Origin of the sequence: Paraburkholderia ginsengisoli NBRC 100965 (assembly GCF_000739735.1) — a bacterium.
GTDB lineage: Bacteria > Pseudomonadota > Gammaproteobacteria > Burkholderiales > Burkholderiaceae > Paraburkholderia > Paraburkholderia ginsengisoli.
This window is the reverse complement of the sequence record NZ_BBJF01000004.1, coordinates 464,834-486,053: the sequence shown is the minus strand read 5'-3', so window position 1 is coordinate 486,053 and position 21,220 is coordinate 464,834. Positions and strand designations below refer to the sequence as shown.

At 62.2% G+C, this 21,220-nt stretch carries 15 protein-coding genes and 1 pseudogene; 6 read left to right on the top strand and 10 right to left on the bottom strand.

Annotation, left to right across the window (positions count from 1 at the left end):
- Window positions 1–67 precede the first annotated feature (67 nt).
- The 4 genes and pseudogenes from BGI01S_RS06245 to BGI01S_RS06235 form a co-directional block, all read right to left on the bottom strand.
- Window positions 68–2,158: a glycogen debranching protein gene (locus BGI01S_RS06245; RefSeq protein WP_042323340.1), complete on the bottom strand. Its 2,091-nt coding sequence runs from the start codon at window positions 2,156–2,158 to the stop codon at window positions 68–70.
- Window positions 2,145–4,643: a glycogen/starch/alpha-glucan phosphorylase gene (locus tag BGI01S_RS06240; protein ID WP_042323337.1), complete on the bottom strand. Its 2,499-nt coding sequence runs from the start codon at window positions 4,641–4,643 to the stop codon at window positions 2,145–2,147. The genes BGI01S_RS06245 and BGI01S_RS06240 overlap by 14 nt, the downstream gene beginning before the upstream one ends.
- A gap of 51 nt (window positions 4,644–4,694) precedes the next feature.
- A pseudogene (locus BGI01S_RS31370) lies at window positions 4,695–4,784 on the bottom strand (phosphoketolase family protein); the annotation flags it as partial.
- A gap of 366 nt (window positions 4,785–5,150) precedes the next feature.
- Window positions 5,151–6,308 (bottom strand): pyridoxal phosphate-dependent aminotransferase, encoded by a 1,158-nt coding sequence (locus BGI01S_RS06235; RefSeq protein ID WP_042323336.1) that lies wholly within the window; start codon window positions 6,306–6,308, stop codon window positions 5,151–5,153.
- Between the two features lie 32 nt (window positions 6,309–6,340).
- Here BGI01S_RS06235 and BGI01S_RS06230 point away from each other — a divergent pair, with 32 nt between their 5' ends.
- Complete coding sequence (locus BGI01S_RS06230; RefSeq protein ID WP_052400427.1) at window positions 6,341–7,042, top strand: GntR family transcriptional regulator; 702 nt, start codon at window positions 6,341–6,343, stop codon at window positions 7,040–7,042.
- 121 nt (window positions 7,043–7,163) lie between these two features.
- Here the strand turns inward: BGI01S_RS06230 and BGI01S_RS06225 are convergent, their stop codons facing one another.
- The gene (locus tag BGI01S_RS06225; protein WP_042323334.1) at window positions 7,164–8,024 is read right to left on the bottom strand and encodes a LysR family transcriptional regulator; all 861 of its coding nucleotides are present in this window, start codon (window positions 8,022–8,024) and stop codon (window positions 7,164–7,166) included.
- 148 nt (window positions 8,025–8,172) lie between these two features.
- On the opposite strand from BGI01S_RS06225, the gene BGI01S_RS06220 reads away from it, so the two are divergent.
- Window positions 8,173–9,573 (top strand): DHA2 family efflux MFS transporter permease subunit, encoded by a 1,401-nt coding sequence (locus BGI01S_RS06220; protein ID WP_042323332.1) that lies wholly within the window; start codon window positions 8,173–8,175, stop codon window positions 9,571–9,573.
- An 87-nt stretch (window positions 9,574–9,660) separates the two neighbouring features.
- Here the strand turns inward: BGI01S_RS06220 and BGI01S_RS06215 are convergent, their stop codons facing one another.
- Entirely contained in the window at window positions 9,661–10,434 is a 774-nt protein-coding gene (locus BGI01S_RS06215; protein WP_042324452.1) for an SDR family NAD(P)-dependent oxidoreductase, read from the bottom strand.
- 253 nt (window positions 10,435–10,687) lie between these two features.
- Between BGI01S_RS06215 and BGI01S_RS06210 the strand changes: the two genes are divergently transcribed.
- The 4 genes from BGI01S_RS06210 to BGI01S_RS06195 all read left to right on the top strand — a co-directional run bounded on the left by BGI01S_RS06210 (window position 10,688) and on the right by BGI01S_RS06195 (window position 13,609).
- Window positions 10,688–11,617 (top strand): LysR family transcriptional regulator, encoded by a 930-nt coding sequence (locus BGI01S_RS06210; protein WP_042323330.1) that lies wholly within the window; start codon window positions 10,688–10,690, stop codon window positions 11,615–11,617.
- A 152-nt stretch (window positions 11,618–11,769) separates the two neighbouring features.
- Window positions 11,770–11,949 (top strand): hypothetical protein, encoded by a 180-nt coding sequence (locus tag BGI01S_RS06205; protein WP_042323328.1) that lies wholly within the window; start codon window positions 11,770–11,772, stop codon window positions 11,947–11,949.
- Window positions 11,950–12,161: 212 nt separating this feature from the next.
- A complete protein-coding gene (locus BGI01S_RS06200) occupies window positions 12,162–13,244 on the top strand; it encodes a glycosyltransferase family 2 protein (RefSeq protein WP_042323327.1) in 1,083 nt (360 codons plus the stop codon).
- A gap of 143 nt (window positions 13,245–13,387) precedes the next feature.
- Entirely contained in the window at window positions 13,388–13,609 is a 222-nt protein-coding gene (locus tag BGI01S_RS06195) for a hypothetical protein (RefSeq protein WP_042323325.1), read from the top strand.
- 150 nt (window positions 13,610–13,759) lie between these two features.
- On the opposite strand, the gene BGI01S_RS06190 is transcribed toward BGI01S_RS06195, so the two are convergent.
- The 4 genes from BGI01S_RS06190 to BGI01S_RS06175 form a co-directional block, all read right to left on the bottom strand.
- Window positions 13,760–15,064 (bottom strand): MFS family transporter, encoded by a 1,305-nt coding sequence (locus BGI01S_RS06190; RefSeq protein WP_042323323.1) that lies wholly within the window; start codon window positions 15,062–15,064, stop codon window positions 13,760–13,762.
- A gap of 313 nt (window positions 15,065–15,377) precedes the next feature.
- Window positions 15,378–17,105, bottom strand: a complete 1,728-nt coding sequence (locus BGI01S_RS06185; protein ID WP_042323321.1) for a SpoVR family protein — start codon at window positions 17,103–17,105, stop codon at window positions 15,378–15,380.
- Window positions 17,102–18,373, bottom strand: a complete 1,272-nt coding sequence (locus BGI01S_RS06180; protein WP_042323319.1) for a YeaH/YhbH family protein — start codon at window positions 18,371–18,373, stop codon at window positions 17,102–17,104. Before BGI01S_RS06180 ends, BGI01S_RS06185 begins: the two co-directional genes overlap by 4 nt.
- 286 nt (window positions 18,374–18,659) lie before the next feature.
- On the bottom strand, window positions 18,660–20,582 hold the full coding sequence (locus BGI01S_RS06175) for a PrkA family serine protein kinase (RefSeq protein ID WP_042323317.1): 1,923 nt from the start codon (window positions 20,580–20,582) through the stop codon (window positions 18,660–18,662).
- Between the last annotated feature and the right edge of the window lie 638 nt (window positions 20,583–21,220).

The following is a 21,220-nucleotide window of genomic DNA, read 5'->3' as shown; positions in this document are numbered from 1 at the left end:
AGCAACCCGGCAGTACCTAAACATTAAAGTCGCTTTACCGGGCACCGTCCAGCCTGATTACCTGCATTCATCGCGATTCGAGCACCACGACACTGCGCGCTTCTACACGGCAGGCGCCGTGTTCGACGCGGGCTGCTTCCACCGTCGAAACGATGTCCCCCGGCGGCTGCGCTGCCGTATCGACCAGCCGCCGCCAGTTCGCGTCGTCGAGGGCCGGAAGCTCTGCATCGCGCGCCTCCCCGTTCATGTTGAGGACGACGTGCAACATGGGCGCACCCGCCGCATGTCCCGCGAGCGTGAACGCCACCAGCCGGGCGCCTGGGTCGCCCCAGGTGGGAGCGCCGAGCCGTTCGCCGTGCCAGGCGATATCGGGATGCGTTTGCCCGTGTCCGGCGCGCCCCGTAAGGAACCGGCGACGGCGCAGGCTCGGGTGACGCCTGCGAAGCGCAATCATCTCGCGCACGAAACGCAGCATGTCGAGCGCGCCATCGGAGAAACGCCAATCCATCCATGAAAGCGCGTTGTCCTGGCAGTACGCGTTGTTGTTGCCGCGCTGGGTGCGCAGGATTTCGTCGCCGGCGAGGAGCATCGGCACGCCCTGGCTTAGCAGCAGGATCGCGATGAAGTTGCGCGCCTGCCGCAAACGCAGCCCGGTGGTAGACGGATCGTCCGTGTCGCCTTCGGCACCGCAGTTCCACGACAGGTTGTCGTTGCTGCCGTCGCGGTTGTCGTCGCCGTTCGCGTCGTTGCGCTTCGCGTCGTAGCTGACGAGATCGCGCAGCGTGAAGCCGTCGTGAGAGGTCACGAAATTGATGCTGTTCACGGGCAGTCTGCCGTCCGCTTCATAGAGGTCCGCACTTCCCGCGAGGCACGTGCACATCGGGCCGATCAGTCCCGGATCGCCGCGCACGAAGCGCCGGATCACATCGCGGTAGCGGCCGTTCCATTCGGCCCACGCCATGCCCGGAAACGCGCCGACGTGATACAGGCCCGCCGCGTCCCACGCCTCCGCGATCAGCGGCACGCGCGCGAGCACGGGCGACGCTTCCATCGCCCACGGCAACGGCGGCGTAGGCAGCAACGCACCGCCCTCGCCACGCGTGAAGACGCTCGCCAGATCAAAGCGAAAGCCGTCCACCCCGAGTTCCTCCACCCAGTACTCGAGGCAATGCAGGATGAACGCCGACACCAGCGGATGATTGCAGTTGACCGTATTGCCGCAGCCGGTGTAGTCGAGATAACGCCCGCCGTCCGCCGGATCGAAGTGATAGAAGACGTCGTTGGCGAGGACCTTGAAATTGATCACGGGACCGCTCAGGCCCGCTTCCGCGGTGTGATTGAACACCACGTCGAGCAGCACGCGGATGCCGGCCGCGTGCATCGCGTCGATCAGCGCACGGAACTCCTGCGGTGCCTGCTCCGGCTCGACGCAATAGCGCGGATGCGGACTATAGAAGCTGTGCGTGCTATAGCCCCAGTAATTGACGAGCCCTTTGGCGGCGGCCGCTGCAGGCACGTCCTGCTCGTCGAAGGCCATCACCGGGAGCAGCTCGACGTGCGTGATGCCCAGCGCCTTAAGATAAGGGATCTTCTCGATCAGCCCCGCGAACGTGCCGGGATGTCGAACGCCGCTCGATGGATCGCGCGTGAAGCCGCCGACATGCAGTTCGTAGATAACCGCGTCGTCGAGCGTGCGCACGGCCACGTCTTCGCGTTCGCCCAGCGGTTCGGTGACGATGGCTCTAAAGGACGCATGCCCGGGCTCGTGCCCACCGGCGGCGGGCCTGCGTTGCCAGAGGCGATCGCTGACCGCACGCGCGGCGGGATCGAGCAACTCGTGACGGCTGCTCGCTTCGTCGTCGAGCAGCGGCACGCCATGATCGCCGTAGGCGCGCCATGTGTAGCAGCACGCTACCGGCAGATCTTCGATCAACACGTGCCAGAAATAGAACGTGCGGTTCGTTTCGGGCGTGAGTCCGATGATCTGAAACGGCTCGATGCTATCCGCAGACGCGTAAAGCAGCAGTTCGAGGTGAGTCGCGTGCCGGCAAAAAATGCAGAAGTTGACGCCGTCCGGCGCGACCGACGCTCCAAGCGGAAATCGCGAACCGGGCCGCGCCTGATAACTGCGCGTGGTTTCGACGTTAGGACTGAGCAAGGTCGATCCTCACCGCACGCGCGTTCCAGATGTGCTCGCAATACTCGCCGATCGCGCGATCCGACGAGAACTTGCCCGAGCGCGCCGTGTTCATGATCGACATTCGCGTCCAGCTGCGCGCGTCGCGCCACGCGTCGCTCACGCGCTGCTGACACGCGGCGTAATCCGCGAAATCGGCCAGCACGAGGAACGGGTCCGCATGCAGCAGATTGTCGACGAGCGGCCTGAATACGTCCCGGTCGCCGCGCGAGAAGCGCCCTTGCGCAATCTGCGTGAACGCTTCGCGCAAGTCGTCGTTGGACTGCACATAATCGGACGGACGATAGCCGTTGCGCTTGACCTCCTCGACCTGCTGCGCGCTCAGGCCGAACAGGAAGAAATTGTCGCCGCCCGCCTCTTCGCGGATCTCCACGTTCGCGCCGTCGAGCGTGCCGATCGTCACCGCGCCGTTCATCATGAACTTCATGTTGCCCGTGCCCGATGCTTCCTTGCCCGCTGTCGAAATCTGTTCGGACAGGTCCGCGGCGGGATAGATCCAATGTCCGTTCTTCACGTTGAAGTCCGGATAGAAGACCACTCTCAGCCGGCCGTCGGTCACCGGATCATGATTGACGACCTCCGCGATGCCGGTGATCAGGCGGATCATCAGCTTGGCCATCGCGTAGCCCGGCGCGGCTTTGCCGCCGAAGATGAAGCAGCGCGGCGCGATATCGAGCGCGGGATTGCGGCATAGCTGGTGATACAGGCTAATGATGTACAGCGCGTTCAGATGCTGGCGTTTGTACTCGTGAATGCGCTTGACCTGAATGTCGAACAGCGTGTTCGGATCGACGTCGATGCCCGTTGCGCTCGCGATCCGCACCGCGAGTGCGGCCTTGTTGTCGTGCCGGATCGCGCGCCACGCGTCATGAAAGCCGGCATCGTCGGCGTGCGCGGCAAGTGCGTCGAGCCGCGTGAGATCGGTGCTCCATTCGTGGCCGATCGTTTGATCGAGAAGACGCGTGAGACCAGGGTTGCTCAACATCAGGAAGCGGCGCGGCGTCACGCCGTTCGTGACGTTGAGAAAGCGCTGCGGAAATATCTCGGCGAAATCGTGCAGTACGGTCTGGCGTAGCAGTTCCGAATGCAACGCAGCCACGCCGTTGACCGCATGACTGCCAACCGTGGCCAGATGTGCCATGCGCACTTTCTTGTCGCCGCGTTCATCGATCAGCGACATGCGAGTCACGCGCGCGTCGTCGCCAGGAAAATCGCGCCGCACGTCGTCGAGAAAGCGGCGGTTGATTTCGTAGATGATTTCGAGCGGTCGCGGCAGCAGACTTTGAAACAGCGGCAGACCCCACGTTTCGAGCGCCTCGGGCAACAGCGTGTGATTGGTATAGGCGAAGGTGCGCTGCGTGATGTCCCACGCGGTGTCCCACGCAAGCCCATGCACGTCGAGCAGCAGACGCATCAACTCGGCCACCGCGATCGACGGATGCGTATCGTTAAGTTGCGCGGCGAACAGGTCCGCGAAATGGTCGATCGACGTGCCCTTCAGTTCCATCAGCCGCAGCATGTCCTGCAGCGAGCATGAAACGAAAAAGTACTGCTGCGCGAGCCGCAGGCGCTTGCCCGCTTCAGGTTCGTCGTTCGGATAGAGCACCTTGGACAAGGTTTCCGACACGACCTTCTCCTGCACCGCTTCGTAGTACTGGCCGGCGTTGAAGTCCTGAAAGTCGAACGACTCCACCGCTTCGCTCTTCCACAGCCGCAGCACATTGCAGGTATCGACACGATAACCCTGCACCGGCAGATCGCAGGCGACGCCCTTCACTTGCCGCGCCGGTATCCAGTTCACGCGCAAACGGCCTTCACCGTCGGTCTGCTGTCGCGTGTATCCGCCGAAGCCGACGTAGTGACTCACATCCGGCCGCACGATTTCCCATGGGTTGCCGTTCTGCAGCCACTTGTCGGTCACCTCCACCTGCCAGCCGTCGCGAATCTCCTGATCGAAGATGCCGAACTCGTAGTGGATGCCGTAACCGATCGCCGGTATTTCGAGCGTCGAAAGCGAATCCATGTAGCACGCGGCAAGGCGTCCGAGTCCGCCGTTGCCGAGACCGGGCTCTTCCTCGATCGCGAGCAGCACGTCGAGATCCTGGCCGAGCGCGTGCATCGCCGCGCGCGCTTCGTCCTGCATGCCGAGATTGAGCAGATTGTTGCCGAGTTGCGGACCGATCAGGAACTCCGCCGACAGATAGCAGGCAACCTTGACGTCCTTCGCCGCATAGACTTTCGTCGACGCGACCCAGCGCGCGAGCATGCGATCGCGCACGCTGAAGGCGAGCGCCATGTACCAGTCGTGCGGGCCCGCAATGTCCGGATAGCGCCCTTCCCGGCAAATCAGATTCCTCACCACGTCGTGCTGGAACGCGTAGCCGCTCACGTCGAGTGACGCGGCTTTCGCGTTGGAAGCCGCCTCTGCTACGGAAACATCACTCATGGTCTGTGCCCTCGTATTTCACGTCGGGGCTGGATGGGCCGCCTGCTCCCCCAGCAGCTGATGACTGATGCGCGAGAGGATCGTCGGACTGGCGATCTTGTAGCCGTTCAGGTCGAGAATCGGCAGTACGGTGTCGCGCGCGCGGGGTTGATCACATCGAGATCGTCGCGGCTGGGAGAAGTCCTCCGCATGCAGCAACGGAAAAGGGAAGCTGGAACGCTTCCGAAAGGAGCTTATGTTACTGGGCGCAGATTGCAAGCAACGTGCGGATTCTCCTGCGCCGATGAAACAGGCTCTTTAGTATTCGCCACACGACGCGCTGCTCCAGGTGTGTTTTATCTGCTTAGCGAAGCCACAGTTTTTTTACACAAGATGAATTCGATCCCTTAAGAAGCCTGCCCGGGAGTACGCCAATCGATGAAAGCCGCGTCAAGCGCCGCCGATAGACGCGGCAATGAAAAATGGATACGGACATCCGTATTACCGGGCCCGCCGCCCGTTCTCGCGTCACGTGCGCCACGAACGACGGATGCGCTCGCGCAGATCCTGCAAGCGTGAGACGGGCTCATTCGCGAACACGAAGCGAAGGTAGCGGTCCGCCTCAGGCCCCCAACCTGTCATCGGAGTAGCTGCAACCTTGCCGTGCTCCAGAAGTAGCCGCGAGGCGTCGGGCGGTTCGACTCCCAGGCGACGGGTGTCGACCAGCATCGACCACCCGCCGTGAGGACGGATTACCGGCAGGTCGGAAAGCGCATCCATCAAAAAGTCGCGCCGACCTTCCCACTCCGCGACGGCTGAAGCCACGCCGTCATCGGCTGCGGTAAGTGCGGCGCTCGCACCTCCCATCGCAATCCCGACCTGGCAGACCACATTGGAAAGGCTGACAAGGCGAACGTCGTTCATGATCGATTCAGGGCCGACGATCCATCCGACGCGCCAGCCGATCATCCGATACTCCTTTGAAACGGCACCGACCGTGATAGTCCGATCTCGCATGCCCGGAAAACTGGCGGGATGAACGACACTTCTGCCGTCGAATAATATGCGTTCCATTGCAGCGTCATAAACGAGCCACATACCGCGGCTCTCGCAATGTGCCGCTATTGCCAGCCACTCGTCCCGGGAAAGGACGAAGCCGCTCGGCATCGACGGCGACATAATCAATAAGGCTTTGGTTCGAGGTCCGATTGCGGCAGCAAGGCTGTCGAGATCCAGGCGCCAGCCCTGAGGTCCCGCATTCAGTCGGGCAAACCTCGGGATGCCGCCCGCGAGATGTACGCGGTTGATCAAGCCGGCGTAGGTGGGATCGGTGAGCACGACCTCATCGCCGGGTTCGACGATCGCCAGCAGAACGTTCAATATTCCGGCGAGGCCGCCGGCCGACACAATGCATTCACTTGCTGCGTCATATTCAACGCCGGCGGAGCGTCCGACGCGGGCGGCCGCCGCTTCGCGCAGGGAGCGCAGACCTGTAAATGGAAGATAGCTATTGGCCGCATCATCATCGATTGCCTCGTGCGTGCGAGCGAGCGCGGCAGCGGGCGGACGCAGGTCGGTATCGAGATTTTCGAGCCTTAGAACGTCCGGGTCGCACAATTGGTCCGCCGCGTCGCCCACGCGATCGACCCCGATTCCGGGAATTCCTCTCAAGCGCGATACCGTCATAGCTACCTCTGAGATTGGTTTAATATATTAAAATGAAAAAATCAGCAGATAGCAAGCTTTCTTCGACGCCGCTGGTCGAGCGCCTGCGCGAACGCATTGCGAACGGCACGTGGGTTCCTGGAACCCAGTTGCGCCAGGATCTGATAGCGAAGGAATTCGGAACGAGTCACATCCCGGTCCGGGAGGCGTTTGTGCAATTGCAGGCGAGCGGTTTCGTGACGATCGTGCCGAACCGTGGCGCGTTCGTTTCGGCGATGACCACGGCCGAGGCATCGCAACTGACCGAAATGCGGGTTGTGCTCGAATTGCTCGCACTAGACTCTGCAATAGATTTTTTCGGCGCGGACGACGAGGCCGCGGCACGCGCGATACTCGATCGCGACAGCAAGGCCAAGGACATAGAGCACTGGTCGGTCGACAACTGGGCGTTTCACCGGGTTATCTACCAGGCAAGCGACAAGAGCCACCTGATGGAGACGTTGGAAACGATCTGGCGCAAGACCGATCGTTATCTGCGACTCGTTTGGCAGTTAGAGCGCTACCAGGATATTTCTTTCGCAGAGCATCTGGAAATACTCGATGCGGTGCTCGCGCGCAACCGGCGCGCTGCGAAGCGCCTGACGAGGGCGCATATCGAATCCGCTGGTACGGTGATGCAAGACGCGCTTCGCGAAACCCGCGCCGCCTCTCGCCTCTCGCCGACCCATTGCCCCGAGCCGCCCGAGCCGGATTGAAGAATGGTCGGCCGGAACGGGATTATCCGGCGAGGGCATAGAGCGCGGAACGTGAGAGTCTTTATCGATGCAACTCCCTCGCACCACGCGCTTTCACGTCTGCGCATAAGCCCCGCCGCCCTCACTCACCAATCCACGACCCGCGCAGATCGCTTTCGTGGAGCAGTTGCAGCAGCGTCCCCGCCGGCCGGCTGAGCCGCTTCGCGGCCAACGCGATGAACTCCACCGACGGCAGCGTCGGCAGACCGGCCGCGTTCAGCGGCGGCGCCAGCCCTCGCGCGGCCAGGTACTGCGGACGCACGGTGATGCCGAGCCCGCCGCGCGCGGCCGCGATGCAGCCTGAATGGCTGCTGCTCGTGCACACCACCTGCCAGCTGAAGCCCGCTTCGGCGAGCGCGTCGAGCACGACGGCCCGCGTCACGCTCGGCTCGGCGACCAGAATCAGCGGCAGCGGCTGGCTCAGATCGACCAGCGTGCCGGCACGCGCGAGCCACTCCAACCGCCCGGTGAAAAGCGGCACGCCGCGCCGATCACCCAGCCGCCGTTTGCCGACCAGCAGATCGATCGAGCCCGCATCTAGCAACTCGTACAACTTGCCGGTCATGCCGATAGTGATCTCCAGTTCGACGTCGGGATGCGCGTCGCGGAACGCCGCGAGCACCGTCGGCAGCGGCCCGAGCGCAACGTCGTCGGACGAGCCGAGACGCACGCGCCCTTTCAGGCGCGGCGCGCGGAATTGCGATTCGGCCCGCGCGAGCGCCTGCAGGATCACGCTGGCGTGCGCGAGCATCGCCTCGCCGTCCGGCGTCATCGCAAGCGAATGGGTGTCGCGCACGAACAGGCGCCGGCCCACGCTCTCTTCGAGCCGCCGGATGTGTTCGCTGACGCTGGACTGCGTCAGGTCGAGCCGCCGCCCCGCCTCGGTGAAGCTATGGCAGGCGGCAACGGTCGCGAAAGTTTTGAGCCAGATGGGATTGAGCATGCGGCATTGTCTCGCTGCTTATCGGCAAAGTCGATCACAGTCAGCGTCCCTAGTGGGGTTCCCGATTGACGACGATGCCAATATCATGACGAAGTTCCCCCACGAATGCCCCGCGCGAGCGCCTTCAGGCCGCCCCGCCCCGTAGAAAATGACCAAGGATTCCGCCCACACCGCGCTGCTCTGGATCGTCGCCGCCGGTTTTTTCATGCAGTCGCTCGATACGACGATCGTCAACACCGCGTTGCCGTCGATCGCCAACAGCCTGCACGTCGCGCCCCTCGCGATGCAACCGATCGTCGTCGCCTACACGCTGACCATGGCGATGCTCACGCCCGCCTCCGGCTGGCTCGCCGACCGCTTCGGCACACGGCGCGTCTACTTCGTGGCGATCCTCATCTTCGTGCTCGGCTCGATCTGCTGCGCGAGCGCGCATACGCTCGGTCAGTTGGTGCTGGCCCGCGTGCTGCAAGGGCTCGGCGGCTCGATGCTGCTGCCGATCGGCCGGCTCGCCGTGTTGCGCAGCGTGTCGGGCGAGCAGTACGTGTCGGCGCTCGCGTTCATTTCGATTGCCGGCCAGCTCGGGCCGATCGCGGGGCCGACGCTCGGCGGCTGGTTCGTGCAGGCGATCACGTGGCACTGGATTTTCCTGATCAACGTGCCGATCGGCGCGGTGGGTCTGTACGCAGTGCAGCGCTTCCTGCCATCGCACGACGCCACCCAGGCGCCGCCGTTCGACTTCATCGGCTGCGCGCTGCTGTCGTTGTGCATGATCGCGTTTTCACTCGCGATCGACGCGCCTGTTCCCTCGCATCGCGCGGTCTGGTCGGCGGGGCTGTTCGCGCTCGCCGTCGCCAGCGCGCTCGCCTACATTCCCTACGCGCGCTATCGGCGCGATCCGCTCTTCAAGCTGTCGCTCTTCGGCGAGCCGAACTTCAGCGTCGGGCTGATCGGCAACCTGGTGTGCCGCGTCGGGTCGAGCGCCGTGCCCTTCCTCGTGCCATTGCTGCTGCAATTACAACTGGGTTATTCGCCGCTGCACTCCGGCCTGATGATGCTGCCCGCCGCGCTTGCCGGCACGCTCGCCAAACGCTGGATCGCCCCGCTCGTGCGCCGCTACGGGTACGACACGTTCCTGCTCGTGAACACCATCATCGTGGGTTCGGCGATCGTCGGCTTCTCGCTGATCTCGCGCGGCACACCGCTCGTGATCGAAATCGTGATTCTCGCGGTGTTCGGCGCGGCCAACTCGATGCAGTTCGCGGCGATGAACAGCGTCACGCTGAAGGACCTCTCGCACGAAGACGCGGGCAGCGGCAACAGCCTCTTCTCGATGGTGCAGATGCTGGCGATTGGGCTCGGTGTGTCGATCGGCGGTGGGCTGGTTAATCTGTTCTCCGAACAATGGGGCTCGGCAGAGTTCGGGTTTCGTTTGAGCTTCGTGTGCGTCGGCGTGATTACGCTGCTGTCGGCGTGGGTGTTTCGTCATCTCGACGATCCGTCCGGCACGCGCGCGGTGCGCGGCCAGGCGGCGCAGAGCGCGGGGCGGTGAAGGTCACGTACCGCGCGTGCGCTGGCGACCACCCGGACCTGAACGCCCAGGTCGCGCACGCTTCTCAGGCTGCCCTGACGGCCCTCTTCAATCCGGCAACCGGATGCCCGAAAAACCCTCGCACGCCTGGATCAACTGCTCCTGCACGGCAACGTCGCGCACCGCCGGGAGTGTGTCGTGCGGCTTCATGTGATAGAAGTACGCGCCGCTGACGGTGGCCTCCGGTTCATCGCTCACAGCGAGCCACACCTGAGTTTTCGGCGCCGCCTGCAAATCGTCGGGTGCGCCTGCGCCGCCCATTTTCGTCGCGACCCAGCCCGGCTCCAACGCGTTCGATAACACTTGCGGCCAGCGCCGCGCCATCGCGAACGCGAGCAGCGCGTCGTGCAGCTTCGAGTCCGAGTACGCGGCAGTCCCCTGCCACGGGCGCCGCTCCCACGCCAGATCGTCGAGGCTCGCGTCGCCGCTGCGGTGCAGGCCCGAACTCAAGTAGACGAGCCGCTGCGGCTTGTCGATCAGCGCGGTCAGCACGTACGGCGCCAGCGTGTTGACCGCGAACACATGCGGCAAACCGTCGACGGTGGCGATGCGACGTGGCTCCTGATAGCCGACCGCCGCGTTGTGGATCACCGCGTCGAAGCGGCCGAGCCGGTTGACCTGCCCGGCAAGCGCGCGGGTGGCCGCGATGCTCGACAGATCGCCGACGAGCGCGGCCTGCGCTTGCGGCACCGCGCGCCACGCGTCGTCGGCACGCGCTGCGCTGCGTGCATGCAGCACGACCTGATGCCCGGCCTCGACGAGCAGGCGTGCGGCCATCTGACCAAGACCATCGGCGGAGCCGGTTATAAAAACACGCGACATGATGCGTTCTCCGTTGACACCATTCGAATATGCACCGCGCATGATGAGAAGCGCCTTCCATCGTGCATCGGGCGAGTTCGCTTAGATTAACGGCCGTGGCACGGTTGACGCGATAGCGTGAGCGTCATTGCACTCATGACACGTAATCATTTATTCGCTTTGACAGGGGTCGACTTCCGACGCAGTCGCGTGAATTCAAACAGATTTTCGCGATAGCATGTCACGCATTGGTGCATAACAAAAGGAATCTCACATGCCATTTGACGAGCGCATGCTGAACGGCATGGGGGTGCTCACGGCGATCGTCGATTGCGGCAGTTTTGCGGCGGCCGGCGAAGCGCTCGACATGTCGCAGTCCGGGGTCAGCCGTTCGGTCGCGCGGCTCGAAGCGCGGCTGGGCATTCGCCTGTTCGACCGCACCACGCGCTCGGTCACGCTGACCGACGAAGGCCGGCGCTTCTACGAACAGATCGTGCCGCTGCTGGGCGGCCTCGAAGAAGCGGCGGCTTCGGCCGCGCAAGGCGCGACCGCCGTACGCGGACGCCTGCGCGTCAACATGGACCCGTTCTTCTCGCGCCTCGTGCTCGGACCGCGCCTGGGTGGTTTCGTCGATAAGCACCCCGATCTACAACTCGAACTGATCACGCGCGACCAGTTGGGCGATATGGTCGCCGACGGCTTCGACCTCGCGATTCGCTTCGGCGACCCGCCGGTGTCGACGCTGATCGCTCGCAAGCTGCTGGACACGCGCATTCTGACGGTCGCCGCACCGTCGTATCTGAAGAAGCATGGGCATCCGGCGAACCCGTCGGAACTCGAAAGCGGCGAGCATGTGTGCATCAAGTTTCGCGATCCGCTTACGGGCTATCCGTTCGCGTGGGAGTTCCATCGCGGCCGCAAGAAGCTCGTGATCACGCCGCAAGGCCGTCTGACCGTCAACGACGTCGGCACCTTGCATAGTGTCTGCACGGCGGGCCAGGGCGTCGCGCAGATTCTGTCACTCGGCGCGGAGCCGTTGCTGGCGAGCGGCAAACTGGTCGAGTTGTTTCCCGAATGGGGCGACGAGGTTTATCCGCTGTATGCGCTCTATCCGTCGCGGCATCATCCGCCGGCCAAAGTGCGGGCGTTCTTCGAGTTCATCGTTTCGCTGACGGGCGGCGCCCCGCGGGAAGCGGCTGCGTGATGGGATTGCGTGATCCGGTGCGTGATCCGGCTGCGTGATCCGGTTGCATCAGGCTGTGGCGCGAATGACCGCATCACCGCGGCACGACCACGGCCCGGCAGCGGGCCCGCGCCTTGCTGCGCTCAAGTTGTCATCCAACCAGGAGAGCGGCAATGAGCGACACCAAGGAACAGGCCCCGGACAAACCCGCTGACCTCGAACATCCGCAGCCGGTCAAACACAGCGACAACGAAAAGAGCAAGCTGCCCGAGCGCGAGGACGAAGACCGCAAGCAGTCGCCCGCGGACCGTCCCGGCACCAAGCCCGGCGAGGGCGAGCCGCCGGTCGGTTAAAAAATAAGCCCAATTTTTTAAGGCGGCTTTGCTGCGTCGGAGCAGTGAAGCCGCGTAAATTTTTCCGTACCACAGCCTTTCGGAAGCCAAACATTTCTTCCTGATTTTTACCGATTATTTTTTCCGCGCATTGGACTATTTTGCTGCTTGCAGCGACGTGCGCGCGAAGCGAACCGGCTGCCGCCCCTTAATCGATAAAAAAGGCGACGCCCATGTCCATCTCTCCGACCTCTCCGAGTCCCGCTAAAGTCTCCATCTGCCTGCCGACCTGCAATCGCCCTGAGCTGATCGCGGCATGCATCGACTCGTGCCTCGGGCAGAGCTACGGCAATCTGGAAATCGTGATCGGCGACGATTCGAAAGACACCCGCACGCAGAAATTGATCGCGGCCCGCTATGGACAGGAGCCGCGCGTGCGCTACACGTTGAATCAGCCGCCGCTCGGCCAGGCGCGCAACGTCGCGAGCCTGTTCGAACGCGCAAGTGGCGACAAGATCCTGCTGATCCACGACGACGATCTGCTCACCACCGACGGCGTCGAGAAACTCGTGTCGCTGTGGACCCGCTATCCGCAACTCGATGCGGCTTTCGGCGATCAGTACGAAGCCGATCACAGCGGCGCCATCGACTTCGCTGCGAGCACGCGGCTGAACGCGGCGTTCCGGCGTACGAAGGAAGTCGAGGGTCTGCAGCCGCTCGCGGGCCGAACCGGGCTGGTCCAGATGTTCCCGAACAACGGCTGGATGGCCAACGCCCGTCTCGTGAAGCAGATCGGCTATAGCGATCAATACGGCATGTGCTGCGATTTCGTATTCGGCACCGAGCTGTGTCTTGCGGCGCGCGAGGTGTTTTATCTGCACGACTATGTGTCGGTGTATCGCAAGACCGCGACTTCGATTTCGCACAGTACGCGCGGCACCGCGATCGCGGCGACGGTCAGCGCGTTTGCGTTCGTGAAGGCGTTGCAACTGCCACCGCAACTGGAGCCGTCGCGCACGCTGGCATTGCGGCGGCTCGCGCCGATCGTCGTCTCGGTGCATGCGCGGAACCGGCAGGCGTTGACGGGGTTCAAGATCGCGCTCGCACATCTGCACGCGTACAACTACGGACTCAGTGCGCGCTTCTATTACCACCTTCTGATGCTTGCGCGTGCGGCGCTGAGTGCCAGGCACCAGGCGGTCGCGGCGGCTGCCGTTGCCGCGGTCGCTGCCGCGCCTGCGGTTGCGGTCGACCCGGCCGCCGTGGTCAAAGAATTGGTCAACGAGCTTGTGACGGATCGATCGGAGCCGGTGTGAGGGTGTCGCTGACGCTGGCCGCGGCCTAACCGCGTTTGCTGCTAAGCATCCTCTGCTTTGCAAACACGTATTTGTTGCTTGGTCCCACGCACGACGCTGATTACGATGGACACCGACCATCATCAGCCCGGAGGTGATTCGCCATGTCCGACAGTGCCTGTTTCAAGCCGCGTGTGATCGAACCTGTCGTCGTCAATCAACCGGAAGGATTGGGACTTGCGGTGGAGTTGTGGCTGGCGCAGCCGGTCGACGGCATCGCCGGCCGCGCGCTGCAGATTCATTTGCGCAGCGGCGCGAAGATGGCACAGGCCGAAGCGCTGCGCGATCTGCTGCATGCGTGGGGCACGGAGATCGTGGTGGGTTGAGCGAGCGGGTCTACCCATGAACGTTTGAACACATCGTGATGCGTCACGTCACATCGACGATGCAATAAAAAACGGCGGCCAGGTCGCCCCCAGGCCGCCGCTTTTCACCCACGCGCCATCACGCGTGCGGTCCATGCATCGTGTACGCGCTCAAGGCTCGTGACGCAGATACCCTTCGGTCGACGGATCGCGCATACGCAGCGCCACGAGGCCGGCGATCGCGCACATCCCCGTGACGTACCAAAAGAACATCGTCTCGACGCCGACGGACTTCAGCCACAGCGCCACGTATTCCGCCGAGCCGCCGAAGATCGCATTGGCCACCGCGTACGACAGGCCCACGCCAAGCGCGCGCACTTCCGGCGGGAACATTTCCGCCTTGATCAGTCCGCTGATCGACGTGTAGAAACTGACGATCGCGAGCGCGAGCACGACAAAGCCGAAGGCCGCATACGGGTTCGTCACGTCTTTCAGCGCGTGCAGCAGCGGCACCGTGCCGATTGTCGCAAACAGGCCGAACAGCAGCATCGAGCGACGACGGCCGATCCGGTCCGACAGCGCGCCGAACGCCGGCTGCATCAGCATGTAAACGAACAGCGCCGCGGTCATGACCGAGCTTGCCGTCTTCGTCTGCATGCCCGCCGTGTTGACGAGGTACTTCTGCATGTAGGTCGTGAACGTGTAGAAAATCAGCGAGCCACCGGCCGTGAAGCCGAGCACCGTCATGAACGCGCCCTTGTGCACCCACAAGCCGCGCAGCGTGCCCGCTTCCTTGCGCTGACGCGTCGCCGCGGTGGTGGTTTCGTCGAGCGATTTACGCAGATACAGCGCGATCAACGCGGCAATCGCGCCGATCACGAACGGCACGCGCCAGCCCCACGCCTTGATTTCCTCCGGCGACAGCGTCTGCTGCAGAATCACGATCACCAGCAGCGCACACAACTGGCCGCCGATCAGCGTCACGTACTGGAACGACGCGAAGAAACCGCGTCGGCCCTTGAGCGCGACCTCACTCATGTAGGTCGCGCTGGTGCCGTATTCGCCGCCCACCGACAAGCCCTGGAACAGCCGCGCGACCAGCAGCAGCGTCGGCGCGAGTGCGCCGATCTGCGCATACGTGGGCAGCATCGCGATCACGAGCGAGCCGCCGCACATCATGAACACCGAGACCATCATCGCGGTTCGACGGCCACGCTTGTCGGCGAGGCGGCCGAAGAACCAGCCGCCGATGGGACGCATCAGGAAGCCCGCCGCGAACACGCCCGCCGTGTTGAGCAGCTGCGTGGTGGTGTTGCCGCTCGGGAAGAACGCCGGCGCGAAATACAACGCGGTGAACGAGTAGACGTAAAAGTCGAACCACTCGACGAGATTGCCCGATGAAGCGCCAACGATCGCGAAGATGCGGCGCCGTGTGTCGTGAGCCGAAGCCACGGATTGGTCGGTTAGGTCGGTCATTGCTGGTGTCTGTCCTTGTCTTGAAACGAAGATGGCGGTCGTGTCGCCGCCTTCACAACGCGCGTCGCGAGATGCTCGCCACGTGCGTGCGCGAATTTTACAGAATTGCAAGGGGTAGATGGGTGTTTGTTAGCCCCCTCTTGACGACGGAGGCGCGGGCGGGTTCGTTTTCGCGCGCGCGTCGTTCGCGGGGCCGACTCAGGCGAAAAAGAAAAACCCCCGCCAGTCTCGCGACTGACGGGGGCTTCGAACGGACTCAGGACGATTTTCAACCGGCCGCTGCTGCTTCGGCGTGCGTCACAACCCTCACACCTCAGACTCTCACCGCAGGCGGCACGTACCGGCACTCATAGCGCTTGCGCACCGTGCCATTCTCGTCGACGCTTTCCAGATACACGTCGAACTGCCACAAGCGCGCCATGTGCTTGAGCACCTCGTCGCTATCCGACGACAGATGCCGGTTGTCGCTCATGAAGTGGCGCAGCGTCAGACTGCGGTCGCCGCGCGTGTTCACCGCCCACACCTGAATGTTCGGCTCACGATGATGCATGTCGTACTGCCGCGACAACGCCTGGCGCACGTACTGATAGCCGCTGTCGTCGTGAATCGCCGACACCTCGAGCGCATCGCGCATGTCGTCGTCGAGCACGGAGAACAGGCGCATTTCGCGGATCAGATGCGGCGACAGATACTGCGCGACGAAGCTCTCGTCCTTGAAGTTGCGCATCGCGTAGTGCATCGCCGGCAGCCACGGACTGCCCGCCAGTTCCGGGAACCAGCGGCGGTCTTCGTCCGTCGGCGCTTCGCAGATCCGGCGAATGTCGCTCATCATCGAAAAGCCGAGCGCGTACGGATTGATACCGCTGTAATACGGCTTCGTCACCGGCGGCTGATAAACGACGTTGCTGTGCGAATGGAGAAACTCCATCATGAAGCCGTCTTCCAGCTTGCCCTGGTTGTACATCGTGTTGAGCAGCGTGTAATGCCAGAAGGTCGCCCAACCTTCATTCATCACCTGGGTCTGCCGTTGCGGATAGAAGTACTGGCCGACCTTGCGCACGATGCGGATCACCTCGCGCTCCCACGGTTCCAGCAGCGGCGCGTTTTTCTCCGCGAAATACAGCAGGTTTTCCTGCGGCTCCGGCGGATAACGCTCCTCGATTTCCTCCGGCAGCGGCGTATGGCGCGTGGGTAGCGTGCGCCACAGTTCGTTCACCTGAGATTGCAGATAGGCCTCGCGCTCGCGGCGCGCGGCGAATTCCTTCTCGAGCGACAGCTTCTGCGGACGCTTGTAACGGTCCACGCCGTAATTCATCAACGCATGACACGAATCGAGCAGTTCTTCGACACGGTCGAGCCCGAAGCGCTCCTCGCACTCCGCGATGTAGTTCTTCGCGTAGACGAGGTAGTCGATGATCGCGTGCGCATCCGTCCACAGCTTGAACAGATAGTTGCCCTTGAAGAACGAGTTGTGCCCGTAGGCCGCATGCGCGATGACGAGTGCCTGCATCGTCATCGTGTTCTCTTCCATCAGATACGCGATGCAGGGATTCGAATTGATGACGATCTCATACGCCAGCCCCATCTGCCCGCGACGGTAGCTTTTTTCGGTGGAGAGAAAGTGTTTGCCGAACGACCAGTGACGGTAGTTCACCGGCATACCGACGGACGCGTACGCATCCATCATCTGTTCGGCGCTGATCAGTTCGAGCTGGATCGGATACACGTCGAGTTCATATTGCTCCGCAACACGGGCAATATGCGAGTCGTACTCTTCGATCAATTCGAAGGTCCAGTCGGACGGGCACGGCAGAGGCCGTCTATCGGCTACGTTCATACGGACTTCCCTTTGCCCCTCAGAGGGCGTTCCGGTGTGTCCCCGTGCTGCTGCGCTGTCGACTGCTCCGGCCGCGGCGGCGCCTGGATGGTCCGCTCCGGCCTCGGCATGCCCCGACTGTCGCTGCGGCACGCCTTTTCCGCGCTGCATCGAGGCATTGTCTGCCGCAACGCGCGCTTCGTCGTGCAGGTGCTTGTCCGTCATGAAGACGCCACCTGCTTTTCAAACAGCTCGCGAAATACCGGATAAATATCGGCCGCGGTTTCGACCTTTTTCATCGCCATATGCGGCTGGCTCAGCGCGAGCTGCGCATATTCGAGCCACAGGTTCTGCTCTTCGGGCGTGACCTGAATATACGCAAAATAGCGCACCTTCTCCAGGATGTCATCCGAGAGTATCTTGCGGCACTTCGGCGAGTCGTCGGTCCAGTTGTCGCCGTCCGAAGCCTGCGCCCCGTAAATATTCCATTCAGTCGGCGAGTAGCGCTCGTCCATCACCTTCTGCATCAGTTCGAGCGCGCTCGACACCACCGTACCGCCGCTTTCGGTCGAATGGAAGAACGTGTCTTCATCGACCTCTTCGGCGCGTGTGTGGTGGCGAATGAAGACCACTTCGATTTTCTCGTAGTTACGCTTCAGGAACAGATACAACAGAATGAAGAAGCGCTTGGCGAGGTCCTTGCGTTGCTCGTCCATCGAACCGGACACATCCATCAGACAGAACATCACGGCCTGGCTCGACGGTGTGGGCTGCTTCACGCGGTTCACGTAGCGCAGATCGAACGGATCGATGAACGGAATCCGCCAGATGCGGCCGCGCAAATGATGGATTTCCTCTTCGAGCAGCTTGATCTCGTCGCGGCGATCGGCGGGATCGGCCTTCATCGCTTCGAGCTGCCGTTCCATTTCGTGCAGCTGGTTGACGAGCGGCGCACCGAGCGCGATGCGCCGGCCGAGCGCGCTGCGCAACGAACGGACCACGTCGATGTTGTTCGGCGTGCCTTCGGCGGCCCAGCCCGCGCGGATGCTTTTCCACGTGGGCACCGCCATCAGATGGGTTTTGACGAGACGCGGCAGTTCGAGGTCGTCGAAGAAGTACTGCATGAATTCTTCGCGGCTCAGTTCGAACACGAAGTCGTCCTGACCTTCTCCTTCGTTGCTGGCCTGATTGCCCCCGCCTCCACCGCCGCCCCCTTGTGGGCGCTGAATCTTGTCGCCGCGGATATAGTCCGAGTTGCCCGGATGCACCATTTCCCGCTTGCCGCCCGGGCCATGTCGGAACGACGGTTCCGCAATGTCCTTGCGCGGAATCGTAATGCTCTGGGTGTTCTGGATGTCTTTAATGCTGCGATCGCGTACCGCTTCCGAAACGGCGCGACGAATGTAGTTTTTGACGCGACGCAAAAAACGCTCGCGATTTGCAATGCTCTTGTTCTTGCCTGCCAACCTGCGGTCGATGATTTGATGAAGCACGCCCGGTCTCCCGTGTCGGTCGGCGTTAGCGCTTTAGCGCTCACCCCGACCCCATGCAGAGCAAGTCGACGAGAGGTAGCGCTTTAGCGCTACCCGATCACATGCAAAGCATGCCGATTAGAGTTCGCGCTTGAGAGCCTACTTCGATCCCATGCACTGCACTACTATTTCCGGTGCGCGAGACGCACGCCGCCTGGCGCAATGCCAGCAACGCTCTATGTCCAGACAGCCCGCGCCTCGCAAGGTGCCCGCGCGTTTCCAGCGCGCGGGCGGCACGCCATGCGCATCACGACGATTTGCGCACGCGCAGATACCAGTCACACAGCAGGCGCACCTGCTTCGGCGTATAGCCCTTCGTCACCATGCGATTGACGAAATCTTCGTGCTTGCGCTGCTCTTCCGCCGAGCCCTTGGCGTTGAACGAGATCACCGGCAGCAGTTCCTCCGTGTTCGAGAACATCTTCTTTTCGATCACGACGCGCAGCTTTTCGTAACTGACCCACGCAGGATTTTTCCCGCCATTGGCAGCACGCGCACGCAGCACGAAGTTCACGATCTCGTTGCGGAAGTCCTTCGGATTACTGATGCCCGCAGGCTTCTCGATCTTCTCCAGTTCGGCGTTCAGCGCCGCGCGGTCGAAGCTCTCGCCGGTGTCGTGGTCGCGGAACTCCTGATCCTGAATCCAGAAGTCCGCGTACGTCACATAGCGATCGAAGATGTTCTGACCGTACTCCGAATACGACTCCAGATACGCGGTCTGAATCTCCTTGCCGATGAACTCCGCATAGCGCGACGCAAGCACGTCCTTGATGAAGGACAGATACTTCTGCTCGGTTTCCGGCGGGAACTGCTCGCGTTCGATCTGCTGTTCGAGCACGTACATCAGGTGCACCGGATTGGCCGCGACCTCGGTCGAATCGAAGTTGAACACGCGCGACATGATCTTGAACGCGAAGCGGGTCGACACGCCGGTCATCCCTTCATCCACGCCCGCGAAGTCGCGATACTCCTGATACGACTTGGCCTTCGGATCGGTGTCCTTCAGATTCTCGCCGTCGTAGACCTGCATCTTCGAGAACAGGCTGGAATTCTCCGGTTCCTGCAAGCGCGTGAGCACCGACATCTGCGCCATCATCTTCAACGTGCCCGGTGCGCACACCGCGTTCGCCAGCGACGAGTTACGCAGCAGCTTCTCGTAGATCTTGACCTCTTCGCCGTAGCGCAGGCAGTACGGCACCTTCACAACGAAGATCCGGTCGAGCAGTGCTTCGTTGTTGCGGTTATTGCGGAACGCCTTCCACTCCGACTCGTTCGAGTGAGCGAGGATCACGCCGTCGAACGGAATCGCACCGAAGCCTTCCGTGCCCTTGAAGTTGCCTTCCTGGGTTGCAGTCAGCAACGGATGCAGGACCTTGATCGGCGCCTTGAACATTTCGACGAATTCGAGCAGGCCCTGATTCGCGAGACACAGGCCACCGGAGTAGCTGTACGCGTCGGCGTCGTCCTGCGCATACTGTTCGAGCTTGCGGATGTCGACCTTGCCGACCAGTGACGAGATATCCTGATTGTTCTCGTCGCCCGGCTCGGTCTTGGCGATACCGATCTGGCGAAGGATCGACGGGTAGCGACGCACCACGCGGAATTTGCGGATGTCGCCGTTGTATTCGTGCAGGCGTTTGACGGCCCACGGACTGAGGATGCTTTTCAGGTAGCGGCGTGGAATGCCGTATTGTTCTTCGAGAATCGGGCCGTCCTCCTCATAGTCGAACAGACCGAGAGGCGACTCGTTCACAGGCGAACCCTTGATCGCGTAAAACGGCACGCGTTCCATGAGTTGCTTCAGACGTTCCGCGATCGACGATTTGCCGCCGCCGACCGGGCCCAACAGATACAGAATCTGCTTCTTTTCTTCGAGCCCCTGGGCCGAGTGCCGGAAGTAGGCGACCACCTGCTCGATCACCTCTTCCATTCCGTAGAACTCACGGAATGCGGGGTATACCTTGATGACCTTGTTCGCGAAGATGCGCGACAGGCGCGGATCGTTGCGAGTGTCGATCTGTTCCGGTTCACCGATTGCCGTCAACATGCGTTCGCCAGCCGTGGCGTACGCGGCGGGATTGTCTTTGCAGAGCGCGAGGTACTCCTCGAGCGAGAGTTCATCTTCTCGCGTTTTCTCGAAGCGGGTCGCGAAACTGCTGTAGATATCCATGCTACCTCCTCGCCGAAGTCTAGACCGATGTCGTGCGCGGCGCGCTATTCGGAAACGACATCGCTCGAATTCATCCTAAACCCTTTTAAATTTTTTTTCACGGACTACGTTGCGAAAATCGCGCCGTAACCGCATCCCGACATTCATCACTTGGAAAGCAAGTTTCGACCACCTACAATCTTGCACTCACATCACAGCGATTGCGGTCTCACAAGGTGGCTGCAATCGACCACCGCACTGCTGCTCAGTGCTCCTGCACGACTTCATCACATCGCTTCATCGTCGCGATCCAACGATCCCGCTGCTCGATCGGAGATGCTGTCTGCGCACGCACACTTTCTCACTGAACGCGCAGACGTCATGCGTTTTTCATGCCCGGTCACATTTTTCTTCAACGCACCACACACGCATCCGGTCGACATGCGTACGCGTCTGTTACATGTCCACGCGGACATCGTCAGGCGGTTCGTCAACGCGCGGCGCGTTTTGTTCCGCTGCATCGTCCCACTGCGTGAGTCGTCGCGCGAGTCATGCGTGCTGCACCGTTTGGATTAACCGCGTCGACAAGAGGGTTGCCCTTCTTCCATCTCAATCACGACAACGCAACGGATCGTTTTCATAGGTGTATACGGCAAAGC